Below are 22,748 nucleotides of genomic sequence, written 5' to 3'. Positions count from 1 at the left end.
GGGCTGAGGCCGAACAGCCCACGTCTCGGGACCTGCGGTCCCTTCCGTCCTGAGCGGTCGGGGTCACACTGGAAACCTGGGAACCAAGACACCCGGCGGCGATCACCATGTCCGACGTCACCACCACCGACCTCTACGAAGTGACCATGGCCATGTCCTACCTCCGGGAGGACATGCGGGCCCCGGCCAGCTTCAGCCTCTTCGTTCGCGACCTTCCATCCGGCCGGGGCTTCCTGGTCGCCGCGGGCTTGGAGTCCGCCTTGGACTTCCTGGGCCACTTCCGCGTGGAGCGGGAAGACATCGAGGAGTTCGCTGAGGCACTGCAGCGTCCTGTCCAGGACCTCGAACCACTTCTCGGGCTCTCCTTCGAGGGCGAAGTGCGCGCCGTGCCCGAGGGCCATGTGGTGTTCGCCGGTGAGCCGCTGCTGGAGGTGACCGCCCCGCTCCCCCAGGCTCAGCTCGTCGAGACGTACCTGCTGAATCAGCTGTGCCACCAGACGGTGGTCGCCTCGAAAGCAGCGCGCTGTGCCGTGGCCGCGGCGGGACGGCCGGTCGTGGACTTCTCCCTGCGCCGCACGCACGGCCCATGGGCCGGCCTGCAGGCGGCCCGGCTGGGCGCCCTGGCCGGGTTCGCGGGTACGAGCAACGTGGCTGCGGCAGTGGCCCTCGGCATCCCGGCCTCGGGCACGATGGCTCATTCCTACATCGAGGCGTTCTCCGGCGAAGAGGAGGCGTTCCGTGCGTTCGCGCACGCCCACCCCGGCCCCGTCACCTTCCTCGTCGACACCTACGACACCGAGAAGGGCGTACGCATCGCCGCCCGCGTCCTGGCCGAACTCCGACGCGGACCTGGCTGCGCCATACGCCTGGACAGCGGTGACCTCGACGAACTCTCGCGCCGATCACGCGCCGTCCTGGACGCCGCGGGACTGGCGGACGTGCGGATCGTGGCCAGCGGCGGGCTCGACGAGTACGGCGTGGACCGTCTGGTGCGTGCCGGCGCGCCGATCGATGTGTACGCGGTGGGCACGAAGGTGGGTGTGGCCGCGGACGCCCCCTACCTGGACGCCGCATACAAGCTCGTCGAGTACGACGCCCACCCCGTGATGAAACTGTCCTCGGCAAAGGTCACGGCCCCGGGCCGCAAGCAGGTCTTCCGCCGGCCCGGGCAGCCCGACGTGATCGCCCTGGCCGGGGAAGAGCCTCCCGACTCCGCTCGGCCACTGTTGCGGACGTTCATGCGCGGTGGGCGGCGAACCTGGTCGCCCGACCACTGGCAGGACGCCCGCAAGCGATTCCGCGAGGACCTCGCGGCTCTGCCTGGGCCGGCACTCCGGATCGAAGACCCCGAACCGGTGCTACCGGTATGGTCCGAGGCTCTGGCGCGGCTCACCGCTTCGGTGCGCGTCGACATCGAAGCCCGACTGCGCCTGAAGGAACGAGTCGCACCTTCGGACACGGCGGTTTCCCGCTCCGTCCCCCTCTCAGCGCACACACACTGACCGGGCCCCCCGCAAGCGAAGGGCCGGCAGGCCCGCCACGGGGACCAACGGCCCCTGGCAGGCCGGCCGTGCCGAAGACTTCCATGGAATCTGCGGCGGCATTTCCCCGCGCAGGGAGGAGGCGAGGGCGATGTCCGCTCCCGGGCGGCTCCGCCGCCGCCCGGTCCTGAACGCAGGCCGGTTCGTCGGCAGACCGGAGCAGCGGATGAGCCCTGACCCGGGACGGCAGGGGGCGGCCGCTCTCGCTGAGGGCGGCGGTGCCACGGACACGGTGGCGCTTCTGCGGCTGAGCAAGACGGGCGTCGAGGTCATCGAGACCGCGATCACCGAGGAGTCCCGGGCAGCGGGGCACAAGCCGGGTGAGATCGCGCTGCCCGCCGGAACCGTGGTCGCCACCGTCGTACGCGACGGCCGGCCCACGGTCCCGGACCCTGAGGTGACATTGCTCTCCGACGACGAGCTCTGTGGCCTCGTGTCACACGAGGCCACGGAGCAGGAGATTCACGCGGCATTCCAGTGAGCCGGCCCCACCCGGCCTCCGGGGCCCTCTGGTCACTGCTCCTGGGAACGTACGATCACGACCGGACAGCTCGCATGCTGAGACACATGCTGGCTGACAGAGCCGAGCAGGGCACGCGCGAACCCGCCTCTGCCCCGGCTGCCCACCACCAGGACCTCGGCTCCTTCGGCGGCACGCAACAGGACATCGGCCGCGTTGCCGTGCACCACATGGGTCCGCACCGAGCCCGCGGCCTCCGCGCCGAGCACGTCGGTCAGCTCCCGGGTCATCTTCTGCCGGGTCTCGTCCTCGTCGACGTCCACGTCCACGGCGGGCCCCGACCAGCCGTACAGGCCCGGCAGCTCCCACACCGCGACTGCCTCCACGGTGCCACCGATCCGGCTTGCGTAGCGCACGGCCCAGCGCAAGGCGTCGTACGAAGACTGCGACCCGTCGACGCCGACCACCACCCGTGGCTCCGAGACATCCGTGTCCATACTTCCCACCTCTCCTCCGGTGTCCTTTCCCACGGGGCCGGTCCGCCCCTGCTCTCCACGCTGCGTGACCCACCGCCAGACCGCCACAGATGAGCAGCCGGCGGCATGACGGACGACTTGGAAGGCCGCCGCCAGGTGAAACAGGGCCGGGTGGGTGACGATGGAGGTGTACCTGCCGACCGTGCTCTTCCAGGAGGAGGCAGCGGCATGACGTATCCCTCTGATTCCTCAGGCACTGGCCCTCCGCGCGGCACCGAGCCACAAGGCGCCCCCTTGACCGAAGACCTGGGCGCGTTGGCGAACATGGGCTGGCAGATCCTGCTCACCACGGGCCTGGTCACGATCGCCCTGGGCGTCGTGGTCTTCGCCTGGCCGGAGGAGACGCTGCGGGTCGTCGGCGTACTCTTCGGCGTCTACCTGCTGGCCACCGGCGTGTTCCAGCTGGCCGCCGCATTCGGCACGCACGTCCCCCGGCATCTTCGGGTGCTGCACTTCCTCACGGGTGCGCTCTCCGTCCTGCTGGGGCTGATCTGCTTCCGGGGCACTCTGCAGTCGATCTTTCTGCTCGCCCTGTGGATCGGCTTCAGCTGGCTGCTGCGCGGCATCATGGTGACGGCTGCGGCTGCCTCCGCGAAGGACACGCCGGCACGCGGCTGGCAGCTGTTCTACGGGATCATCAGCACTCTGGCGGGCATCGTGCTGATCGTCTCCCCGTTCACCTCCATCGCCGCACTCACCCTGGCGGTGGGCGTCATGGCCGTGGTCCTGGGTGTGGTCGAGGTGTTCCAGGCCATCAGGATGCGCGTCGAAGTCGGTCGCCTCGCTCCGGGCGGCACTGCCACACAGCGGCGCCCGCTGTTCCACGGCCCGCACCCCCAGCACTGATCAACCAGGGCCGGAGCGGGCAGGCACGGACGAGCGGTGAAGCGGCACTCCGCGCTGCGGGCGGGCACCTGGACATTGCGGCGCTCCGGCGGCATCCCCGAGCGGTCCTTCGGCACCAGCAGACGCAGGGCACCCGGCCGGATTCACGCCCGCGTCAAGATGCCGCACCTCACCATGCAGAGGGAGTCTCCGCCGGAGGCGTCGGCAAGCCTGGGCATGACTCCAGCTGCGGGGCAGCAGCTTCTGGGACCCGGGCGGGGGTCGCGGGGTCGGGTGAGTGAACGCGAACGAACGAGCCCGAGCACTGGATCGCCCGTAGATTGGAGGTCCAGGCAGTCGCGCTCGGCCACGGAGAGCGCATGATGACAGCGGACATCGATTTCACGGCATTCTTCGACTCCACACCAAGCCCGTACCTGGTACTGGATGCGGACTTGGTGATCCGCTACGTCAACCCGGCATGCCTGCGGACTGCAGGCCGGACCAAAGACGAGTTGATCGGGAAGTACTTCTTCGACGCCCTGCCGGAAAGTCCCGGCTTCCGCGACGACGCGGCACGACGCCTGAAAGCCTCACTGCACCGGCTTGTGCACACCGGGAAGCCGGAAACCGCGGTGCTCCAGCGGTACGACGTTCCCGCCCCCGACCAGCGGGACGGGGTCGAGGAGCGATGGTGGTCCGTGATCCACACCCCCCTTCGCGGACCTGACGGCACCGTGAAGTGGATCATCCAACAGGTAATGGACGTCACGGCCTTCGTCGACTCACCCAGGGCACATCGGCTCAGCGAGGGCCCGCCCGAACGAACCGAGAGCGTGGCAGCCGAACTGCACGCACGGGCCCGCGAGCTGCACCGGCTGAACCTGGAGCTGCGCCAGGCCCACGCCCGCGAACAGCAGGTCGCCATCACCCTGCAGGAAGCCATGCTCTCCGTCCCCGACCTGGACCGGCACACCAACATCGCCGTGCGCTACCTGCCCGCGACCGCGTCACTCAACGTGTGCGGCGACTGGTACGACATCGTCGACCTTCCGCCCGACCGCTACGCCGTGGCGGTCGGAGACGTCGTCGGCCACGGCCTGCACGCGGCGGCCATCATGGGCATGCTCCGCAGCGCCCTGAGCGCCGTCATCCGCGCCATCCCCAGCCCCGCTCAAGCCCTGGAAGTCCTCGGCCTCTACGCCCGCGCCGTGGACGGCGCCATGGCCGCCACCGCGGTCAAGATACTCATCGACACCCGCAGCAGACTGATCATCTACAGCAACGCCGGGCACCCACCGCCGATCCTGCTCCACACCGACGGAACCTGCGACCTGCTGGACCAGGCCACCGACCCGCCACTCGGCACGCGCGAGCACCATGTCCCCCGCCCCCAGGCCGGCCTCCCTTACATGCCGGAAGACACCCTCGTGCTGTACACCGACGGCCTCATAGAACGCCGCGACGAGGACATCGACGTCGGTCTGGAACGCCTGACCACAGCCCTGGCCCAAGACCGAGCCCTCCCCCCTGACCTGCTGGCCGACGCACTGCTGACCCGGCTCAACGTCGCAGGCGGCGTCTCCGACGACATCGCTCTCGTCGTCATCCGCCTATAACCCCGCGCCCCTTCTCGGCAGCTCCCGGAGACTCACCGCCTCTGCGGCACGACCGCGACCGGACACTGAGCGTGGTGCAGCAGCGCATGGCTCAGGCGGCCGAGCTGGAATCCGAAGCGGCCCGTCCTACGGTGGGCCCCGACGATCACGAGGTCCGCGGCCGCCGACCGGTCGACGAGTATCTTGCCGGCCGGTCCTTCAACGACCGACGGGCGCGTCCGGACATGCGGATGCTCGGCGCTCGCCGCCTTGAGAAGAGCGGCGATCACGGCGGTGGCGCTCTCCTCGTACGTGTCCGCCGGTACGCCGGGCCGCAACCGGTCCCCGTGCCTGTCGTAGGCAGGCCTGCGCCAGGCCCGCACCACGTCGAGGACACATCCGCGCACCTCAGCCTCGCGGAAGGCGAAACGCACAGCCTCCGTAGTCGTGTCCGATTCGCCAAGACCGAGCAGGATCCGCTCATGCGCACCTTCCAGGCCCGCGCGATCACCCCGGACCACGACCACCGGACAGTGCGCTCGGGCGGACACGCCGAGACCGACCGACCCCAGCAGCAGGCCCTTGAGCTCACCGCGGCCACGCGAACCCGTCACCAGCGCGAACGCCTCGTCACCCGCGTGCACGAGAGCGGCCGACGCGTCGTCCGGAACGATGTCGGTGGTCACCTTCACATCCGGGTTGCGCCGTTCGGCCCGATCGGCCGCCGAGGCAACGATGTGCTCGGCCAGCACCTGCTCGGAGGGCCGCCTCGGGTCCCCCGAGGGGAGGCCCGCCTCGTAGCGCGCCCACAAGGAGGCGTACACCAGCCTGAGCGGAACACCATGACGGACGGCTTCGTCCACGGCCCAGTCGACCGCCAGCAGGGATGAGTCCGATCCGTCCACGCCCACCACCAGAGGGAGTGTCATCGTCCCCACCGCCTTTCATGGGGCCGCCGAAAGCGTGCGGCACGGGGGGCTGAACTTCACCGTCGCACTCTGTGTGGACAGACGCGAGGGCGCTTCGGCTCGTACTGGAGGACCATCGGCCCCCTACTCCTCGTGGTTCGGTCCGTGCGCCTGCCGAACGGAGGCGGCGACCCGGTCGATCAGTTCGGGGAGCGCCGACCGCACGGCTTCACTCAGGGGCGCGCCGAGTCGGACGTCCGCCACCTCCATGGCGTGCACCACAAGCCTCTGCGGCAGCTGCCCGAGTGCCTCTGCCAGGGCCAGGCAGTCTCCGAGGCCGAGCGCATGGGTGCTCGCCGTGGCTGCTGTCCGGTTGGCCGCGTCCGCCGCGCTCAGGGTGTGCAGTTCCCCCGGCCGGGCCGGCCGTGTCCGGAGGGCTTCCACCACGAGCACCGTGTCCGCGCCGCGCCACAGGTCGAGCATGTGTGCGGGTTCGCCGTCGCTGACTGTGAGGACGGTGCCATCCGGGACACGACCGCGCAAAGCTTCCACCGTTGCCGGACCGACCCCGTCGTCCCCGCGCAGCGGATTGCCCACACCGATCACCACGACCCGGCCGTTCATCGGCGTTCCACGGTCACGTCGAGGAAGTGGGCGGCGCAGGAGATGCAGGGGTCGTGGTTGCGGATGACCCGTTCGCACAGATGGGTGAGCTCTTCGTCGTCAGCGGCGGGCCCGGCCGCTTCCAGCCGCGCCTGCACAGCGCTGCGCACGTCCTCCTCGATGGCTGTCTGGTTCTGTGCCGTGGGCGGGACGATGCGGGCCTCTGTGAGCGTGCCGTCCTCGGTGAGGGCGTAGCGGTGGTACAGCAAACCCCTGGGCGCCTCGGTGGCCCCGGAGCCCACGCCGTGGCGAGGCGGTACCTCGACGGCCGGCCGCGGAGGTCTTTCGTATCCGCCGATGATCCGCAGCGCCTCCTCGATGGCCTGCACCACCTCGACGGCGCGTACGACGATGCTTCGGAAGGGGTTGTCGCAGAGGGCGCCGGTCATCGGGTCGCCCAGGCCCGCGTCCCGCGCCGCCTCGGCGGCCACCGGGTGCAGCCATCGGCCGTTGATCGCGTAGCGGGCCAACGGGCCGGTGAGGTGGCGACGGCCGTCGAGAGTGGCCGTCAGGGCGGTGGAGTGGGGCACCTGGGCTTCCCGGACGTGCTGTTCGAACCCGGGCAGGGGGAACTCGTTCGGCGACCCGCCGTTGCCGTCGGCGGCCATGACAGCCGGTGTTCCGGTGTCGATGGCATAGCGGCCGGGGTCGCGCAATGCGAGCAGGTCGTGGTCGCACACGGCGTCGGGAAAGTCGAACGCCGCCACCCAGCTCACGGTTTCCAGCGCGTCCTGCCGGGCTTGCCGCAGCCGTTCCGCCAGCGGGCGGAGTTCGTCCGGGGCCGGCGTCCGGTAGAAACCGCCGATCCGAACGTTCACGGGGTGGATGGGTCGGCCGCCGAGCTGTTCGAGGATCGCGTTGCCGGTCTGTTTGATGCGCAGGCCTCGCTCGACGGCGGCTCGCTGGTCGCGGGCGAGTTCCACGACGTCCGCACGCCCGAGGAAGTCCGGGGCGTGCAGCAGGTAGATGTGCAGGGTATGGCTCTCGATCCATTCGCCGCAGTACAGCAGGCGGCGCAGGTCTGCGAGAGGGCCGTCCACAATGACGCCGCAGGCCTCTTCGATCGCCCGGCAGGCGCTCATCTGGTAGGCGACCGGGCAGATGCCGCAGATGCGGGCGGTGATGTCAGGAGGCTCGGTGTGGCCCCGACCGATCAGGAAGGCCTCGAAGAAGCGCGGCGGTTCGTAGATCCGCAGCCGCGTCTCGGTGACCGTGTCACCCTCGACGCACAGGTGGAGGGCAGCCTCGCCTTCCACCCTGGCCAGCGCGTCGAGTCGTAGGACGCGGGTTCCGCGATGGTTCATGCGCGCCTTTCCTGCGAGGTCCGTCAGGCCGGAGGACTCTGCTGCTTCTCGGCCGCGAGGTCGGGTACGGGGGCATACTCCGGCGACGCGGCGTTGAAGGTGCGGAAGACACGCTGGATGTCCCGCTCGCTCATCCCGTCGCGACGCAGCTGCTCGATCATGGAGCGCAGGTTGGGCTTGCTCGACGGTCCGAAGCAGCCGTAGCAGCCGCGTCCGTAGGCGGGGCAGATGGCGCCGCACCCCGCGTGAGTGACGGGACCCAGGCAGGGGGTGCCGTGGGCCACGGTGATGCAGGTGGTGCCGCGCCTCTTGCACTCGAAGCAGACACTGTGGTGGGAGATCTGGGGCTTGCGTCCGGCCAAGTAGGCGTTGAGGACTTCCAAGAGCTGACGGCGGTCGATGGGGCAGCCGCGCAGTTCGAAGTCGACCGGAACGTGGGCCGAGACCGGCGTGGAAGTCTCCAGGGTGGCGATGTACTCCGGCTGGGCGTAGACGGCGGCGAGGAAGTCGTCGACCTCGGCGAAGTTGCGCAGTGCCTGGATGCCGCCCGCGGTGGCGCAGGCTCCGATGGTCACCAGATACCGGGAAATGCGGCGGACGTGCTGGATCCGCTCGGCGTCGTCGGCGGTGGTGATCGAGCCTTCGACCAGGGACAGGTCGTACGGCCCCCGGCCCTGCAACCCTGCACGCTCCCGTTCGGCGCCCTCGGCCGGGGTCATCTCCAGGAAGTGGTCGATCCGTACGGCCTCGGTGAGGCCGAGAAGCTCGTCCTCACAGTCGAGGAGGGTCAGCTGACAGCCGTCGCAGGATGCGAACTTCCACACGGCGAGCGTCGGCCGTGTCCGAATGATCGGGCCGAGTTCGGTGACCATGTCACAACTCCCTCACGAGGAGCAGGCCTGCCACACGGTCGTAGCCGACGACCGGCCCGTCGCGGCACAGAAGGAGCGGGCCGAGCTGGCAGTGGCCGCAGTGGCCGGTAGCGCAGTGCATGTTGCGTTCCAAGGACACCTGGACCCGATGCGGGACCAGACCCCGTGTCACGAGGTCGCGTGCGGTGTGCCGCATCATCACCTCGGGTCCGCACACCAGGGCGCAGGTCCGTTCGGGACGCAGGTCGAGACGGTCCAGGAGCGTGGTGACCACGCCCACCGCGCCCTGCCAGCCCGGCCCTGGGCGGTCGACGGTCACCTCCACCAGGGCCGGACCGCGCCAGCTCTCGATCTCGTCCTGGAAGACGAGGTCGGCAGGGGTGCGAGCGCCCACCAGGACGGCGAGCCGACCGTACTCGGCCGACCGGTCCAGGACCGTGTGCACGGCCGGCCGCAGCGGAGCCAACCCGATGCCGCCGGCGACCACCAGGACGTCGTGGCCGGCTGCCGCTTCGAGGTCCCAACCGGTGCCGTACGGCCCGCTGAGTCCGACGCTGTCGCCAGGGCGCAGCCGGTACAGCGCGGTCGAGACAGCGCCCACCGCGCGCACGGTGTGCACAAGACCCCCGTGGCGGCCGCGCAGGGCGCTGGCCGAGATGGGCACGTCACCGACCCCGAAGGCGTAGATCATCGCGAACTGCCCCGGGGAGAAGGGTGCGAGTTCTTCCCCGGCCGGTACCAGCTCGATCGACCGGGTGTCGGCGGTCTCGGCCCAGGCATCGGCGACGCGGTACGGCAGCGGAGGCGGCACGGTGGTCATCCTTCCTTCGGCTCCGCTGCCGTTACGCCGGACTGGGTCCAGTCGTGCAGGGCGGCCGCCTCCTCGGTGATGTCGATGCCGACCGGGCACCACACGATGCAGCGTCCGCAGCCGACGCAGCCGGACGAGCCGAACTGGTCGTACCAGGTGCCGAGTTTGTGGGTCATCCACTGCCGGTAGCGGCTGCGCGCGGAGGCTCGGACCGGGCCGCCGTGCAGGTGGGAGAAGTCCAGGTCGAAGCAGGAGTCCCACAGCCGCCACCGCTCCGCGTGATCACCGGTGAGGTCTGTGACGTCCTCGGTGGTGGTGCAGAAGCAGGTGGGGCACACCATGGTGCAGTTGCCGCAGGTCAGGCACCGGCTGGCGACGTCGTCCCAGCGGGGCGCGTCGAGCGTTCCGGCCATCAGCTCCCGCAGGTCGGCCTCGGGCATGGTCCGCCCCATTCGATCCGCGGCGGCTGTTACGCCGGCGCGGGCCATCTCCCGGGTTTCGGGGTCGGCCGGACGAGCGGGCAGCTCGGCCAGGATCTCCGCTCCTTCCTCGCTGCCGCTGCGGACCCAGAACCGGTGCCCGTCCGCATCGATCACCTCGGTCACCACCAGGTCATAGCCGGGGCCCGCAGCAGGTCCGGTGCCCATGGAGACGCAGAAGCACGTGGCGCCGGGCTCCGTGCACTCGACGACGATCAGCAGCGCCCCGGAGCGCCGACCCTCGTAGTGGGGATCGCGGTATGCCCCGCCGGTCAGCACTCGGTCCTGGATGGCGATGGCCCGCAGATCGCAGGAGCGCACACCGAGGAAGGCATAGCGAGGAGGCGCGGCTCGGTCGGCCGTGAGGACCAGCTCCCCCTCCACTCGGTCGGCGCTCCACTCCCTTACCCGCGCCGGATGCAGGAAGGACTTCCACGACTGGGGCCCCGCCGCGTTCGCGAAGGCCGCGCCGTCCGACCGCTCCCGCAGCCGGTACCGCCCGGCCTCCAGTTCCACGCCCCACCCGTACGGCAACTCGTCGGCCGACCGCAACTCCGCCAGCACGATGGCGCCGTCCCGGGCCGTGGGGCCGATCACGGTGAAGCCGCGCCGGACCAGGACGTCGACGAGCGCGGCCAAGCCGTCCTTGCCCATCACGAGCCCCTCGGACGCAAGGGCCGGGACGGCGTTCGCATCGCTGTCAGCACTCATGACCGACCTCCTTCAGCACGACGGACAGCACGTTGGTCTCTGCCGTCCCCTCGGGCCCACGACGGCAGCCTTACCGGTTCGGCACCACGCCGACAGAGCCATACGGGCCCGTCCGCGTGGGCCGTTGGTCCCCTTGGCCTCAGACGGGCCGACAACCGCGATCCCGGGCGAGCGTCGGATCCGGGGTGCTGCGGCGTGGGCGGCACGGCGTGCTCCACGTCGGCACGGGTGATCCGTCCACCTGCCCCGGTGCTGTGGAGAGTCGTCAGGTCCACACCCCGGTGCTCCGCCAGGTGCCGCGCGAGGGGGCCCGTGCCGCCACGCTTTGCGCCGGCCGGTCCGCTGGTCGTCCGCGGCCACCGCCGTCGTGACGCGTGCGACGGCGGTGGCGGGGTGGAGTGGCCTGAGGGCCGGCTGGACGCCTGGCTCGTCACCGATCGCGTGCGCTTCAGTCCGGCTCCATGTACGGACGGCGGAAGACCGGGGCCTGATCGGTTCCCCATGGGCGTACGGCCGTCAGCGCCCGAGAGACGGCGGATTCCAGTGCGCCACTGGTGTCGACCGGGACGGCTTCGGGCCATGGCGGTTCCTTCGCGGCAATGGCGTCGGCGATCTCGGGGCCTGCGTCGGAGGCCCCGGGGGCGCGCGTGATCAGGCGGGCCGCCGACACATCACCCGGCACATGACAGTGCAGAGCCACCAGGTCGGCGCTGGTGCACTCGGCCACCCGCACCGCTGCCTCACGCTGGATGGCGTCGGACCAGGTGGCGTCGAGGACGACGGACTCGCCGGAGGACAGCAGCAGAACCGCGCGCTCGAGCAGGGCGGCATAGGTCCTCGCCGTCCACTCGGGTGTGTACAGCCCCTCGCCGTAATCGGCAGCCGCGGGCTGCTCGGCCGGGATGCCGGCCAGCTCCTTGCGGATGCGGTCGCTGCTGAGCAGGGTGATCCCCAGCCGGTCGGCGAGGGCTCCGGAGAGTGTGGACTTCCCACTGCCCGGAAGTCCCCCGACGAGGGTGAGCCCGACGGCGGAGGTGCGCAGGTGGCGCAGTGCCGTGGCGGCAAGGCGCCGCGATGCCGCGTCCGCGCCGGGTGCTCCCTGGCGGGCCTGGATCACCGAGACTTTGGCACGGACGAAGGCTCGGTAGGCGACGTAGTGGTGCCACAGGGAAGAAGGCGCGGGGTCCCCTGAGTACTCGCCGTACCGGGCGAGGAAGTACGCCGCGGCCCCCGGAGCGCCGAGCTGTTCCAGATCCATGGCGAGGAAGGCTGCGTCGTCCAGGCCGTCCACGTAGCGAAGGTGATCGTCGAACTCCAGGCAGTCCAGGACCCGGGGGCCGTCATCGAGGCAGAACACGTCCTCGGCGAGCAGGTCGCCATGACCGTCGACCACCCGTCCCTGCTCGATACGGCTGTCGAACAGCCGCTTGCGGCCGGCGAGATAGCGGCGCACCAGCCGCTCGATGTCCGGCAGGCAGTCTGGTACGCCTCCCTCCGCAGCCAGTGCGTGCAGCTGCCTGAAGCTCGCCTCCCAGCGCTCCGAGAGCGCGTCTCGCGTGCCCTGTTCGTTCACGTCGCGGCCACGAGGCGCGGTCGCGTGCCACGCCGCCAGGTGCCGGGCGACGGTCCGAAGTACGTCGTCCACGGCCACACCTGCCCGTACGAGATGGGAGAGGCGGCGGTCCTCCGGCATGCGGCGCATCACCACGACCGGTTCAGGCACCTCCGTGTCGGGGCTGCGGAACTCACCCAGACCCACGTAGACGTCGGGGGCGAACCGGCGGTTGAGGGTGATCTCGCGCTCGCACGCGGCTCGGCGTGCCGCGACCGTGGTGTAGTCCAGGAACCCCAGGTCGACCGGCTTCTTGAGCTTGTAGGCCCGGTCGCCGAGGAAGAGCAGAGTCGCGGTGTGAGTCTCGCACACCCCGGCGCGCGAGAGCGGCTCATTGTCGTGCCTGGCGGCCGACCGGAGTGCGGACGCGTCGGCCCGAGACGCGCGGAGGCCGGGCCCGGTCATGAAGGACGGCGACGACGGGGAAGCAGCCATGAGCCGTCTCGTCCCCGTCTCCTGGGCTGCGGGCAGTCTCCAGGACATACGTTGAGGTCTACGGTGACGACTGGTGGCATGGCGACGGCCTCCGTCTCGTAAGAAGCTGGAGGGGGCGGCGGACGAGCCCGACCGGATACGCGGTCCGCACGTCACTCGCATGACCGGGCACGAGGCGTATCTCCCATTCACACGAGGCGTATCTCCCATTCAAAGGATCCCCTGGGCCGCACCGCCGCGCACGCGGGGCCGCGGCGGATGGGCCGGAGCCGTGGAATCCGGCATGAGAGGAGCCAGGCGCGGTGACGATTCCTTTGGTGGTCGGCGTCGACGGATCCGAGGCGAGCCTGGAAGCGGTCGACTGGGCCGCCGCCGAGGCGGCCCGGCACGGGGTCCCACTCCATCTGCTGCACGCGGCGGTCGGTGAGCAGGAAGCGTCCCATGTGATCGGCGCCGCCTCCGCACGCGCCCAGGTGTGCGCTCCAGCGGTCCGGTTGTCCAGCGAGGTCTCGCACGAGGACGCGGCTTCAGCGCTGGTCGGGAAGGGCCGTAATGCGTTCGCGCTGGTCCTGGGGTCCCGGGGACTCGGTGACCTGGCGGGCATGCTCTTGGGCTCGGTCAGCCTCGCTGTGTCGGCACGCGCCGACTGTCCGGTCATCGTGGTTCGCGGCTCCCTGGAGCATCGCGCTGCCCGTTTCGGCAACGTGGTCGTGGGCGTCGAGGACGGGGAGGGCAGCGGTACGGCCGTCGACTTCGCCGTGCGCGAGGCGGAGGTGCGAGGCTGCCGGCTCGTGGTGGTGCATGCCTGGAGTGCACCGTCCGGTGCTTGTACGACCCCGCAGGCCCCGTCGTGGTTCCTGGAAGCCCACCGGCGCCCGCCGGCGCAGGTCCTCGACGACGCCCTGCGCCACTCCGCCGAGAGGTGTCGGGACGCGGCGGTGAGCCGGAGACTGATCGAGAAACCGGCGCGCCCGGCGCTGCTGGAAGCCGCGTCGACGGCGGACCTGCTGGTCGTGGGCGCCCGTCGACGACTTGGGCATCCGGGCCTGCAGCTCGGCCTGGTCAATCACGCACTGCTGCATCACGCACCATGCCCCGTCGCCGTCGTCCCCCAGATGTGACCGCCCCCACGAAGGGAACGGGACCGAGCCGGCTTCCAGGGCCGGTCGCCGGTTCCGAGGGACAACCCGGTGGACACGAACGCGTGGGCAGTCGGCGACGAACCGGCGGCAGGAAGGGCCGTCCACGACCTCGCCCACCAACTGCTGAACACTGCCGATCGCGACGTTCAAGGCATGGCAGCGTCCTCCCGGCACCCCTCGGGCTGCTGGACGGCCCGGGTGACCCCCCGCTCAGCTGTTGCTGGACGCATCCCGCGAGTCGTCCCTCCGGTAGGAGAGATTCCCGGACACCGACACCACGCCGTCGACGCCGCGGCACAACTGCTCGATGACAGGAAGCAGACTCCTGTACTCGACGGTGCCGGCGAGCGTCACCCGTCCGTCGCGCACCTGCGCGCTCACGTCCCGAGGATCGAGTCGCATGGTGCTGCGCAGCAGGTCGCCGGTGATCTCCTCGCGGATGGCCTCGTCACGGCGTAGGAAGACCCGCAGCAGATCACCGCGGCTGACGATGCCCAGAAGCCGATCCGTCTCATCCACCACAGGCAGTCGTTTGACGTTCTGGGCCTCCATGAGGCGGGCGGCCTCGACCACGGTCCACTCCGGACGTGCGCACACCGCGGGAGCGGACATCAGTTCCTCGGCACGAGAGCCCTCGGCCTTGGCCCGTTCCCAGGCCTCCAGGTGCGGGACCGGTGTCCTGCCGGACGGATCGGCCTGGTCGGCGCTCTTGCGGAGCAGATCCGCCTCGGACACCACACCCAGCGGCCGGTCCAGCTCGTCCACCACGGGCACGGCGGTGACGTCGTTCTCCTGCAGGAGTCTGACCAGCTCCTTGAACGGCGTGTCACGCCGCGCCCGGACGACGTCCCGGCTCATGAGCTCCTCGACCGTTCGATGGTGCATGTCGCCTCCCGGGAACGTGCGCCCACCTCGCGGAGACGGGGCAGCCGCCCGGTGCGGCGGTGTGGCCCGCGTGGCAGGTGGATACAGCACCATTCTGACGAGAGGGCGGCGATCATGCGAGCTGCGGGTCGGCTCGGCCACTGGCCTCCGGCATCACGCTGAATGCCTCCACCGGAAACCGGCCGGTGCCCGACGAGTCCGTCCGGTGGCGTGTCGCGGTGCCGAGCAGGCAGTGCGACGCTGTTCACAGGGCTCTCGGCAGCCGGACGGTAAAGGCGGTGACGGCGATGGACCTGCCACTGGTCGTGGGCGCCGACGGATCGGACTCCAGTCTGACGGCGGTCGACTGGGCAGTCGACGAGGCTGCACGGCACGGGTTGCCCCTTCACATCGTCCACGCCTCCCTGTGGGAGAAATACGAGGGAGCCCAGCCGTCCTTCAGCACCAACCGACCGGCCGAGGAGGTCATGGCCGAGCACATCGTCGCGTCCTGCGTGGAAAGGGCCCGACGCCGCAACCCCGAGGCGAAGGTCTCGGGCGAGGTAAGGGCCGAGGACGCCGTATCAGCGCTGCTGCGGGCGGGCCCCGAGGCGTTCGCTCTGGTCACGGGCTCACGCGGACGAGGCGGGATCACCGGGATGCTCCTGGGTTCCGTGAGCCTCGCGGTCGCGGCTCGTGCCGTCTGTCCGGTCGTCGTGGTCCGCGGCGCGGATCCGAACCGCCGGGGAGCCTCGGGCCGCGTCGTCGTGGGGGTCGGTGACGCGACCGGCAGCGCGGCGGCGGTACGGTTCGCCGTCCGCGAGGCCGAGGTACGCGGCTGCGCCCTGACGGCCGTACGGGCCTGGCGCAACCCATCGCAGGAACCCGTGGACCACATGCTGATCGCCGACGACGCCGCCCGGCTGCGCGAGGAGCGGGCGTCCACCGGCCTCGACGACGCGCTGCGCGAAGCCATGCGGGAGCACCCACAGGTCGATGTCCGACGTCAGCCGATCGAAGGCCCCGCCCACAAGGTTCTCCTGAAGGCGTCGGCCGAGGCCGACCTGATCGTCGTCGGCGCCCAGCGACGACACGGACACTTCGGTCTGCAGCTCGGGAGGGTCGCCCACACCCTCCTGCACCACTCGGACTGTCCGGTCGCCGTCGTGCCGCAACCGGTCTGAGGCTCGCCGCACGTACTTGGGCTTCCAGGACTTCCGGAGGCGAGAAGGGGCGGCGGATGCCGGAGTGGACGTGGGAGTGGACGGGGTACAGTCCCGCCGCCGAGCGATTGCGCGAATCCCTCTGCACCCTCGGCAACGGCTACTTCGCCACTCGGGGCGCGCTGCCCGAACGCCGGGCCGACCTGGTGCACTACCCGGCGACCTATGTGGCCGGCTGCTACAACCGCCTGGAGTCGACCGTGGCGGGACGGCGTGTGGTGAACGAAGATCTGGTCAACCTCCCCAACTGGCTGCTTCTGCGATTGCGTCTGCGCCGCGCTGAGGGAGAGTGGGGCCCGTGGATCTCTTCCAGCACCCACACCCTCCTGGATCACAGGCACACCCTGGATCTACGCCGCGGGACGCTCACGCGGACCTTCCGCCACCGGTTGAACGAAAGGGATGTGCTCAGCGTCGAGCAGACCCGCCTGGTGCACATGGGCGATCCCCACCTGGCCGCGCTGCGCACGGTCATCACGGCGGAGAACTGGTCGGGCGAGATCGAGATCGAAAGCTCGATCGACGGCGAGGTGATCAACGGCAACGTGCACCGCTACCGCGCCCTCGACCGCCACCATGTGACCCATGTGCGCACCGGCGCCCACGAGCCCCACACGGTCTGGCTGACCTGCCGGACTCGCACGTCGGACGTCTCCGTCGCCTTGGCCTCCCGGACGACGGTCACCACCGACGGGCCGTCGGCCTCGTCGGGGCTCCGTCCGGCCCGCCGGCGCGCGGTCCACCGTCTGGTGGTCCCGTCCTCACCGGGCCGACCCGTCACCGTGGACAAGACCGTGGCGCTCCACACGTCGCGGGACACTGCGATCGGCGACCCGCTCGGAGAAGCGGTCGACCGGGTGACCGAAGCTGCGGACTTCCCGGCCCTCCTGGCCTCCCACGCCGCAGCATGGGAACGGCTGTGGCGGTGCGCCGACATCCAAGTGCCGGGGGAAGCCGGCCGCATCCTGCGCTTCCATCTCTTCCACGTCCTGCAGACGCTGTCACCTCACACCGCAGACCTGGACGTGGGAGTGCCCGCCCGGGGCCTGCACGGCGAGGCGTACCGGGGCCATGTGTTCTGGGACGAGCTCTTTGCACTCCCGTACCTCAACCTGCACTTCCCGGAAGTCTCCCGGTCCCTGTTGGACTACCGCTATCGTCGCCTCCCGCGGGCCTGCAGAGCGGCTGCTGCGACAGGCCGATCCGGCGCGATGTACCCATGGCAGAGCGGCAGCGACGGCCGCGAGGAGTCCCAGGAATGGCACCTCAACCCTGCTTCGGGCCGCTGGCTGCCCGACCGCTCCCGCCTCCAGCACCACGTGGGTTCCGCGATCGCCTACAACGTCTGGCAGTACTGCGAGGCCACCGGCGACACGGAGTACCTCCACACCAGGGGTGCTGAGATGCTGCTGCAGATCTCCCGCTTCTGGGCGGACCTCGCCGCCTTCGACCCCGAGACCGGCCGCTACCGAATCCGCGGTGTCGTCGGCCCCGACGAGTACCACGACGGCTATCCGGGTGCCGCCTTGCCGGGGCTGGACGACAACGCCTACACCAACGTCACTGCGGCCTGGGTCCTCACCCGCACCCTGCAACTCCTGCGAGGCCTGCCCGCCTGGCGCCGCGAGGAACTGCTCGACCGGCTCCGGCTCGACGTCGGCGAGTTGCAGGAGTGGGAGGAGGTCTCCCGCCGGCTGCGGGTGCCGTTCCATCGGGGAGTCATCAGCCAGTTCGAGGGTTACGACGACCTCGCCGAACTGGACTGGGAGGCCTACCGCGCGCGCTACGGCACCATCCGCCGGCTGGACCGGATTCTGGAAGCAGAGGGCGACACGGCCAACCGTTACAAGGCGTCCAAGCAGGCGGACGTCCTGATGCTGGGTCACCTGTTCTCACCCGCCGAACTCGGAGGGCTTTTCCGGCGTCTCGGGTACGACCTGGACGACGACACCTGGCGCAGAACCGTGGACTACTACCTTCAGCGCACCAGCCACGGCTCCACCCTCAGCGAACTCGTCCACGGCTTCGTCCTCGCCCGGGCCAGACGCGCCGACGCATGGGAGTACGTCCACGAGGCACTGGAGGCGGATGTAGCGGACATCCAGGGCGGCACGACAGGCGAAGGCATCCATCTCGGGGCCATGGCCGGGACCCTCGACCTGGTCCAGCGCGGTCTGTCAGGGCTGGAGACGCGTGAGGACGCCCTGTGGCTGGATCCGGTGCCTCTGCCGACCGTCTCGGAGTACGGATTCACGGTGCACTATCGCGGTCACTGGGGCGTGGGCATACGCCGCCGGAGCGGGCAGCTGGAGATCAGCGTGCCAGACTCCGAGGAATCCCCGATCCGCGTGGTGCTCGCCGATCGGGCGGTGACCATCGCGCCAGGGGAAACCTGCTCGCTCATAGTGCCGGACCGCTTTCCGGGCCGCTCCTCGGATCAGACCTGACCTCGTGCCTGCGAGCTGACACGAAAGCGGACCTCGAGGAGCTTGGTGCCCAATGACCCGGTCCCTGAGCGGTGCCGGCAGCCGTCTCGGTCTGCGACAGCAGGATGACCCTACGGTGATCTTGGTGTCGACTGTCCCCGGTACGTGACAACTGCAGACTGTGGTCACACGCCGGTCAACGCCTCACGCGCGGCATCCCGAGGCCGATCCACGAGATGATCTCCCGCTGGATCTCGTTGTTTCCGCCGCCGAAGGTGAAGATGACGGCGGAGCGGTAGCCGCGTTCCAGTTCCCCGTGCAGGACGGCTCCCGCCGAGCCTTCCTGGAGGGCGCCCGGGGCTGCGACGATCTCCATCAGCCAGGCGTAGGCGTCCCGCCGCGCCTCGGAGCCGTAGACCTTGACGGCCGAGGCGTCCTGCGGGGTGAGCGTGCCGTTCTGCAGCGCCCCCACCATCTGCCAGTTGAGCAGCTTGAGCGCGTCGAGTCTGACGTGGGTCTGGGCGAGCCGGCGCCGCACCCAGGGCAGGTCGACGACGCGGCGGCCGTCGGCGAGCTTGGTCTCCGTCGCCCAGCGCTGCACGTCGTGCAGCGCGCGGATCGCCATGGTGCCGTGGGCGGCGAGGGTGACGCGTTCGTGGTTGAGCTGGTTGGTGATCAGCCGCCAGCCCTGGTTCTCGGCGCCGACGCGGTGGGTGACGGGGACGCGGACGTTCTCGTAGTAGCTGGCGGTGGTGTCGTGTCCGGCGAGGGTGTGGATGAGGGTGCAGGAGTAGCCGGGGTCGGTGGTCGGCACGAGGAGCATGGTGATGCCCTTGTGCGGCGGGGCGTCGGGGTCGGTGCGCACGGCGAGCCACACCCAGTCGGCGGTGTCGCCGTTGGTGGTCCAGATCTTCTGGCCGTTGACGACGTACTCCTCGCCCTCGCGCACCGCGCGGGTCTTGAGGGACGCCAGGTCGGTGCCCGCGCCGGGCTCGCTGTAGCCGATGGCGAAGTCGATCTCGCCGGAGAGGATCTTCGGCAGGAAGTACGCCTTCTGCTCTTGCGTGCCGTACCGCATGATCGTCGGGCCGACGGTGTTGAGCGCCATCAGGGGCAGCGGTACGCCGGCCTGGGCGGCCTCGTCGAAGAAGACGAACTGCTCGATGGGGGTCAGGCCGCGGCCCCCGTACTCCTTCGGCCAGCCGACGCCGAGCCAGCCGTCGGCGCCGAGGCGGCGGATGACGGCGCGGTAGAAGCGTTTGGCGCCGACCGGGTCGGAGTGCCGGGCGTAGGCGTTGTGGGGCACCAACTCGGCGAAGTAAGCGCGCAGTTCGGTGCGCAGCCGGAGCTGCTCGGGGGTGTGGTCGAGGTGCACGGCGCCTCCTGGCTTCCCAAGGCCGGTGTCCTGACGGCGCACACCGTAGAACGTGTTCCAGAAATTGGGAATGGGCGGCGCGGGGTGCACCGCACCGGGGGCGCAGGGGGCTGCCGAGTGAGCTCAGGGAAGCTCAGGAGGGGCGCGGTCACTGCGGGGCCGCACTCACGGGGTCGCGCTCGAGGTGCGCTCAGTTCAGTGTGGCGAGGAAGTCCGTGCAGGCCTTGGCGCAGGCGCGGCAGGCGGCCGCGCCGTCCTCCGCGCCCGGCTGCTTGTCGAAGACGTGGGCGGTCTCCAGGCAGACGGTCCGGCACCACTCCAGCTGGACGCGGATGCCCGCCTCGTCCATCCGGTTGTCCTCGGACAGCACGCGGCAGGTCGCGTCGCAGACCTCCGCGCACATGATGCCCTTGCGTCGCAGGAGTTCCTGCTGTTCCGTTCCGTCCGGATCCACGAGGCTCGCGCGCAGCGCACAGGAGCGGGCACATTCGGTGCAGGCCTGGGCGCAAGCGAAGCGGTCCTCCAGGAACCGGAAGAGTTCCTGTTGGGATGCTGTGGTAGTCACACCACGCGGGTTGCCGGGACAGGCCGGGCCAAACCATCACTCGGCGTCCGCAGCCCGGCCAGGGGGTTCATGTCCGATTGCGGGGGTATTCGCCTGATATGTCTACCGCAACCTCGCAGCTGGCCGCGTCGAGCGGTCTGCTCAGCCTGGCGATGTTCCTGGTGGCCATCGTCCTCGTGGCCCTGCTGGCCGGCAGTTTCTGGCTGGGGGCACGCGTCAAGCGGCGCGAACCTCCCCGGCCGCGTCCCGATGAGCAGCCGCACCTTCCGCCGGAGGGGGCGGTGCACGAGATCCGCGAGAACCGGGAGCCGGACGACGTACCGCGGGTCCCCAAGGGTGGTCGCGCGCTCACCCCGTACGAGCTGACCAATCTGCAGACCCGGCCGAGCGATGCCAAGTCCCGGCCGCGCTGGAGCAAGGGCAGCAGCGGCTCGTTCGGCGGCGGCGGTCTGGGCGGCCACTGAGCCGGCGGGCGGGCGGCCCGCGCGGAGGCTGGGACGTGTCGCCCGCCCCTCACAGCGCCCGCTTCGCGACCTCCGCCGCCTGCTCCGCGTACGGACGGCCGAAGAGCACCGCGTGGACGAGCAGCGGGAAGAGCTGGTGGAGCCCGACGCGTTCACGCCATCCGTCGGCGAGCGGGGCCGTCTCCCGGTAGCCGTCGAGCACCCGCTCCAGGTGCGGGCAGCCGAACAGGTCGAGCATCGCGAGGTCGGTCTCGCGATGTCCGCCGTGCGCGGCGGGGTCGATCAGCCAGACGTTCCCGTCATCGCCCCACAGCACGTTGCCGTTCCACAGGTCGCCGTGGAGGCGCGCGGGCGGCTCGGCGGGGCCGGCCAGCTCGGGCAGCCGCGCGCACAGGCGCTCGACGGCGGCCGCCTCGGCGGGGAGCACGGTGCCGTCGTCGACCGCCCGGCGCAGGTACGGCAGCACGCGATGCTCGGCGTACCAGGCCGGCCAGTCCGCGCCCGTCACGTTGCGCAGGGGTGCGAGGCCGATGAAGGCGTCCTCCGGCCCGCCGGGCGGCGGAGCGCCGAAGGCGGGAGCGCCCGCGGTGTGCAGGGCGGCCAGCGCCTGCCCGAACCGGCGGGCGGCCTCGGGGGACGGGCGGCCGCCCAGGACCCGGTCGATCACCAGCCGGCGCCCGTCATGGCCGTGCACGGCCGGCACCCGGACCGCGCCGGCGTCGGCCAGCCACCGCAGCCCCGCGGCCTCGGCCCGCACCGCGCGTGGGTCCCCCGCGCTCTTGACCAGCACGGTCCGCCCGTCCTCGAGGACCACTTCCACGAGGTTCCCGGCCACCGCGCGTTCCCGGACGGCGACCCCGCCCGTGAACCGGGCGGCCACGTGTCCCGGAGCATCGTCAGCCATACCCATCCGCCCCACCCTACGACGCCTGCCGCCGCGGCCCTTCGCGACTCGGCGGGCGCGCGCCGCGCCCCTGTCCGACCCCCCGCGTACCGTGAGAGCCGTAGGCGTTCCGCGGGCGGCGAGGGGACGGGCGGCATGGGCGAGGCGCGGTCGGCGAGGGTGCCGAAGAAGGCGTACGAGGAGGAACTGCTGCGGCTGCAGACCGAGTTGGTCAAACTGCAGGAGTGGGTGCGGGCCGAGGGGGTGCGGCTGGTCGTCGTGTTCGAGGGGCGGGACGCGGCCGGCAAGGGCGGCACGATCAAGAGGATCGCCGAGCACCTCAACCCCCGTGTCGCCCGGATCGTCGCGCTGCCGAAGCCGACCGAACGCGAGCGCACCCAGTGGTACTTCCAGCGGTACGCCGAGCAGCTTCCGGCCGGTGGCGAGATCGCGCTGTTCGACCGGTCCTGGTACAACCGGGCGGGGGTCGAGCGCGTGATGGGGTTCTGCACCCACGAGGAGCACCGGTTGTTCCTGCGCCAGTGCCCGATCTTCGAGCGGATGCTGGTCGAGGACGGCGTCCTGCTGCGCAAGTACTGGTTCTCGGTCAGCGACACCGAGCAGCAGGACCGGTTCCGCCGCCGCCTGGAGGACCCGCTGCGGCGCTGGAAGCTCTCGCCGATGGACCTGGAGTCGATCACCCGCTGGGAGGAGTACTCCCGGGCCAAGGACGAGATGATGGTGCACACCGACATCGCCGAGGCGCCCTGGTACATCGTGGAGAGCGACGACAAGCGGCGGGCCCGGCTGAACATGATCGCCCACCTTCTGGACTCGGTGCCGTACCGCAAGGAGCTGCCGCCCGTGCCGGAGCTTCCGGAGCGGCCGCCGTCCACGGGATACCGGCGCACCCCGCGCGATCTGCAGACCTACGTCCCCGACCACGCGGCGCACCTGTGACGCACACGGGACGCCTGTGGCCAGCTTCGGGCGTGAGCGGTCAGTAAACGACATCACCTGACGGCGGTGGCGGAAAAGCGCTGTGATGACC

General features: G+C 70.6%; 22 protein-coding genes and 1 pseudogene. 10 read left to right on the top strand and 13 right to left on the bottom strand.

From position 1 onward, the window contains the following. The first annotated feature begins 107 nt into the window (after window positions 1-107). Both ACIOC0_RS04760 and ACIOC0_RS04755 read left to right on the top strand, forming a co-directional pair. Complete coding sequence (locus ACIOC0_RS04760) at window positions 108-1,502, top strand: nicotinate phosphoribosyltransferase (RefSeq protein ID WP_402152444.1); 1,395 nt, start codon at window positions 108-110, stop codon at window positions 1,500-1,502. 130 nt (window positions 1,503-1,632) lie between these two features. Beyond that, window positions 1,633-2,022, top strand: coding sequence for a TrkA C-terminal domain-containing protein (locus ACIOC0_RS04755; protein ID WP_402152443.1), 390 nt, complete (start codon window positions 1,633-1,635; stop codon window positions 2,020-2,022). A gap of 32 nt (window positions 2,023-2,054) precedes the next feature. On the opposite strand, the gene ACIOC0_RS04750 is transcribed toward ACIOC0_RS04755, so the two are convergent. Continuing rightward, window positions 2,055-2,498, bottom strand: a complete 444-nt coding sequence (locus ACIOC0_RS04750) for a universal stress protein (RefSeq protein WP_402152441.1) — start codon at window positions 2,496-2,498, stop codon at window positions 2,055-2,057. A 207-nt stretch (window positions 2,499-2,705) separates the two neighbouring features. Here ACIOC0_RS04750 and ACIOC0_RS04745 point away from each other — a divergent pair, with 207 nt between their 5' ends. Both ACIOC0_RS04745 and ACIOC0_RS04740 read left to right on the top strand, forming a co-directional pair. Then, window positions 2,706-3,383 (top strand): HdeD family acid-resistance protein, encoded by a 678-nt coding sequence (locus ACIOC0_RS04745; protein WP_402152439.1) that lies wholly within the window; start codon window positions 2,706-2,708, stop codon window positions 3,381-3,383. Window positions 3,384-3,745: 362 nt separating this feature from the next. Next, window positions 3,746-4,981 (top strand): PP2C family protein-serine/threonine phosphatase, encoded by a 1,236-nt coding sequence (locus ACIOC0_RS04740; protein ID WP_402153212.1) that lies wholly within the window; start codon window positions 3,746-3,748, stop codon window positions 4,979-4,981. Window positions 4,982-5,013: 32 nt separating this feature from the next. Here the strand turns inward: ACIOC0_RS04740 and ACIOC0_RS04735 are convergent, their stop codons facing one another. The 8 genes from ACIOC0_RS04735 to ACIOC0_RS04700 all read right to left on the bottom strand — a co-directional run bounded on the left by ACIOC0_RS04735 (window position 5,014) and on the right by ACIOC0_RS04700 (window position 12,632). After that, on the bottom strand, window positions 5,014-5,889 hold the full coding sequence (locus ACIOC0_RS04735; RefSeq protein ID WP_402152437.1) for a universal stress protein: 876 nt from the start codon (window positions 5,887-5,889) through the stop codon (window positions 5,014-5,016). Window positions 5,890-6,012: 123 nt separating this feature from the next. Then, on the bottom strand, window positions 6,013-6,492 hold the full coding sequence (locus tag ACIOC0_RS04730; protein WP_402152435.1) for a hydrogenase maturation protease: 480 nt from the start codon (window positions 6,490-6,492) through the stop codon (window positions 6,013-6,015). Then, on the bottom strand, window positions 6,489-7,835 hold the full coding sequence (locus ACIOC0_RS04725) for a Ni/Fe hydrogenase subunit alpha (RefSeq protein WP_402152433.1): 1,347 nt from the start codon (window positions 7,833-7,835) through the stop codon (window positions 6,489-6,491). The genes ACIOC0_RS04730 and ACIOC0_RS04725 overlap by 4 nt, the downstream gene beginning before the upstream one ends. Before the next feature lie 23 nt (window positions 7,836-7,858). Next, window positions 7,859-8,707, bottom strand: a complete 849-nt coding sequence (locus tag ACIOC0_RS04720; RefSeq protein WP_402152431.1) for an oxidoreductase — start codon at window positions 8,705-8,707, stop codon at window positions 7,859-7,861. A gap of 1 nt (window position 8,708) precedes the next feature. Then, a complete protein-coding gene (locus ACIOC0_RS04715) occupies window positions 8,709-9,527 on the bottom strand; it encodes an FAD/NAD(P)-binding protein (RefSeq protein ID WP_402152429.1) in 819 nt (272 codons plus the stop codon). Continuing rightward, window positions 9,524-10,708 carry a 4Fe-4S dicluster domain-containing protein gene (locus ACIOC0_RS04710; protein ID WP_402152427.1) on the bottom strand — a complete coding sequence of 395 codons (1,185 nt, stop codon included), beginning with the start codon at window positions 10,706-10,708 and terminating at the stop codon, window positions 9,524-9,526. Before ACIOC0_RS04710 ends, ACIOC0_RS04715 begins: the two co-directional genes overlap by 4 nt. Beyond that, a complete protein-coding gene (locus ACIOC0_RS04705) occupies window positions 10,705-11,211 on the bottom strand; it encodes an E3 binding domain-containing protein (protein WP_402152425.1) in 507 nt (168 codons plus the stop codon). The genes ACIOC0_RS04710 and ACIOC0_RS04705 overlap by 4 nt, the downstream gene beginning before the upstream one ends. Continuing rightward, the gene (locus tag ACIOC0_RS04700) at window positions 11,157-12,632 is read right to left on the bottom strand and encodes an AAA family ATPase (RefSeq protein ID WP_402152423.1); all 1,476 of its coding nucleotides are present in this window, start codon (window positions 12,630-12,632) and stop codon (window positions 11,157-11,159) included. Before ACIOC0_RS04700 ends, ACIOC0_RS04705 begins: the two co-directional genes overlap by 55 nt. A 425-nt stretch (window positions 12,633-13,057) precedes the next feature. Here ACIOC0_RS04700 and ACIOC0_RS04695 point away from each other — a divergent pair, with 425 nt between their 5' ends. Together ACIOC0_RS04695 and ACIOC0_RS04690 are read left to right on the top strand one after the other, a co-directional pair. Continuing rightward, on the top strand, window positions 13,058-13,876 hold the full coding sequence (locus tag ACIOC0_RS04695) for a universal stress protein (RefSeq protein WP_402152421.1): 819 nt from the start codon (window positions 13,058-13,060) through the stop codon (window positions 13,874-13,876). A 69-nt stretch (window positions 13,877-13,945) separates the two neighbouring features. Continuing rightward, a pseudogene (locus ACIOC0_RS04690) lies at window positions 13,946-14,005 on the top strand (hypothetical protein); the annotation flags it as partial. Window positions 14,006-14,107: 102 nt separating this feature from the next. Here ACIOC0_RS04690 and ACIOC0_RS04685 read toward each other — a convergent pair. Then, window positions 14,108-14,782, bottom strand: coding sequence for a CBS domain-containing protein (locus ACIOC0_RS04685; protein ID WP_402152419.1), 675 nt, complete (start codon window positions 14,780-14,782; stop codon window positions 14,108-14,110). A 287-nt stretch (window positions 14,783-15,069) separates the two neighbouring features. Between ACIOC0_RS04685 and ACIOC0_RS04680 the strand changes: the two genes are divergently transcribed. Together ACIOC0_RS04680 and ACIOC0_RS04675 are read left to right on the top strand one after the other, a co-directional pair. After that, on the top strand, window positions 15,070-15,945 hold the full coding sequence (locus ACIOC0_RS04680; RefSeq protein WP_402153210.1) for a universal stress protein: 876 nt from the start codon (window positions 15,070-15,072) through the stop codon (window positions 15,943-15,945). A gap of 56 nt (window positions 15,946-16,001) precedes the next feature. Next, on the top strand, window positions 16,002-18,431 hold the full coding sequence (locus ACIOC0_RS04675; protein WP_402152416.1) for a glycoside hydrolase family 65 protein: 2,430 nt from the start codon (window positions 16,002-16,004) through the stop codon (window positions 18,429-18,431). Window positions 18,432-18,606: 175 nt separating this feature from the next. On the opposite strand, the gene ACIOC0_RS04670 is transcribed toward ACIOC0_RS04675, so the two are convergent. Further along, window positions 18,607-19,785 (bottom strand): acyl-CoA dehydrogenase family protein, encoded by a 1,179-nt coding sequence (locus ACIOC0_RS04670; protein ID WP_402152413.1) that lies wholly within the window; start codon window positions 19,783-19,785, stop codon window positions 18,607-18,609. A 190-nt stretch (window positions 19,786-19,975) separates the two neighbouring features. Beyond that, a complete protein-coding gene (locus ACIOC0_RS04665) occupies window positions 19,976-20,350 on the bottom strand; it encodes a ferredoxin (protein WP_351089453.1) in 375 nt (124 codons plus the stop codon). 98 nt (window positions 20,351-20,448) lie between these two features. On the opposite strand from ACIOC0_RS04665, the gene ACIOC0_RS04660 reads away from it, so the two are divergent. Further along, a complete protein-coding gene (locus ACIOC0_RS04660; RefSeq protein ID WP_402152410.1) occupies window positions 20,449-20,814 on the top strand; it encodes a DUF6479 family protein in 366 nt (121 codons plus the stop codon). A gap of 49 nt (window positions 20,815-20,863) precedes the next feature. Here ACIOC0_RS04660 and ACIOC0_RS04655 read toward each other — a convergent pair whose 3' ends face one another. Next, entirely contained in the window at window positions 20,864-21,718 is an 855-nt protein-coding gene (locus tag ACIOC0_RS04655) for a fructosamine kinase family protein (protein WP_402152407.1), read from the bottom strand. Window positions 21,719-21,853: 135 nt separating this feature from the next. Between ACIOC0_RS04655 and ppk2 the strand changes: the two genes are divergently transcribed. Continuing rightward, a complete protein-coding gene (ppk2, locus tag ACIOC0_RS04650) occupies window positions 21,854-22,657 on the top strand; it encodes a polyphosphate kinase 2 (protein WP_402152404.1) in 804 nt (267 codons plus the stop codon). The last annotated feature ends 91 nt before the right edge of the window (window positions 22,658-22,748 follow it).

The organism is Streptomyces sp. NPDC088254 (genome assembly GCF_044740925.1).
Lineage (GTDB): Bacteria > Actinomycetota > Actinomycetes > Streptomycetales > Streptomycetaceae > Streptomyces.
Note: the sequence above shows the minus strand (reverse complement) of the source record. Positions and strands in the feature narration are given on the sequence as shown.

Excerpts from the sequence above, each read along its gene's own strand:
- ACIOC0_RS04675 (WP_402152416.1), top strand. The coding sequence starts at position 16,002 with ATGCCGGAGTGGACGTGGGAGTGGACGGGGTACAGTCCCGCCGCCGAG.
- ACIOC0_RS04720 (WP_402152431.1), bottom strand. The coding sequence starts at position 8,707 with ATGGTCACCGAACTCGGCCCGATCATTCGGACACGGCCGACGCTCGCC.
- ACIOC0_RS04745 (WP_402152439.1), top strand. The coding sequence starts at position 2,706 with ATGACGTATCCCTCTGATTCCTCAGGCACTGGCCCTCCGCGCGGCACC.
- ACIOC0_RS04760 (WP_402152444.1), top strand. The coding sequence starts at position 108 with ATGTCCGACGTCACCACCACCGACCTCTACGAAGTGACCATGGCCATG.
- ACIOC0_RS04685 (WP_402152419.1), bottom strand. The coding sequence starts at position 14,782 with ATGCACCATCGAACGGTCGAGGAGCTCATGAGCCGGGACGTCGTCCGG.
- ppk2 (WP_402152404.1), top strand. The coding sequence starts at position 21,854 with ATGGGCGAGGCGCGGTCGGCGAGGGTGCCGAAGAAGGCGTACGAGGAG.
- ACIOC0_RS04705 (WP_402152425.1), bottom strand. The coding sequence starts at position 11,211 with ATGGGGAACCGATCAGGCCCCGGTCTTCCGCCGTCCGTACATGGAGCC.
- ACIOC0_RS04660 (WP_402152410.1), top strand. The coding sequence starts at position 20,449 with ATGTCTACCGCAACCTCGCAGCTGGCCGCGTCGAGCGGTCTGCTCAGC.
- ACIOC0_RS04735 (WP_402152437.1), bottom strand. The coding sequence starts at position 5,889 with ATGACACTCCCTCTGGTGGTGGGCGTGGACGGATCGGACTCATCCCTG.
- ACIOC0_RS04725 (WP_402152433.1), bottom strand. The coding sequence starts at position 7,835 with ATGAACCATCGCGGAACCCGCGTCCTACGACTCGACGCGCTGGCCAGG.
- ACIOC0_RS04750 (WP_402152441.1), bottom strand. The coding sequence starts at position 2,498 with ATGGACACGGATGTCTCGGAGCCACGGGTGGTGGTCGGCGTCGACGGG.
- ACIOC0_RS04755 (WP_402152443.1), top strand. The coding sequence starts at position 1,633 with ATGTCCGCTCCCGGGCGGCTCCGCCGCCGCCCGGTCCTGAACGCAGGC.
- ACIOC0_RS04740 (WP_402153212.1), top strand. The coding sequence starts at position 3,746 with ATGACAGCGGACATCGATTTCACGGCATTCTTCGACTCCACACCAAGC.
- ACIOC0_RS04715 (WP_402152429.1), bottom strand. The coding sequence starts at position 9,527 with ATGACCACCGTGCCGCCTCCGCTGCCGTACCGCGTCGCCGATGCCTGG.
- ACIOC0_RS04655 (WP_402152407.1), bottom strand. The coding sequence starts at position 21,718 with ATGGCTGACGATGCTCCGGGACACGTGGCCGCCCGGTTCACGGGCGGG.
- ACIOC0_RS04730 (WP_402152435.1), bottom strand. The coding sequence starts at position 6,492 with ATGAACGGCCGGGTCGTGGTGATCGGTGTGGGCAATCCGCTGCGCGGG.
- ACIOC0_RS04680 (WP_402153210.1), top strand. The coding sequence starts at position 15,070 with ATGGACCTGCCACTGGTCGTGGGCGCCGACGGATCGGACTCCAGTCTG.
- ACIOC0_RS04710 (WP_402152427.1), bottom strand. The coding sequence starts at position 10,708 with ATGAGTGCTGACAGCGATGCGAACGCCGTCCCGGCCCTTGCGTCCGAG.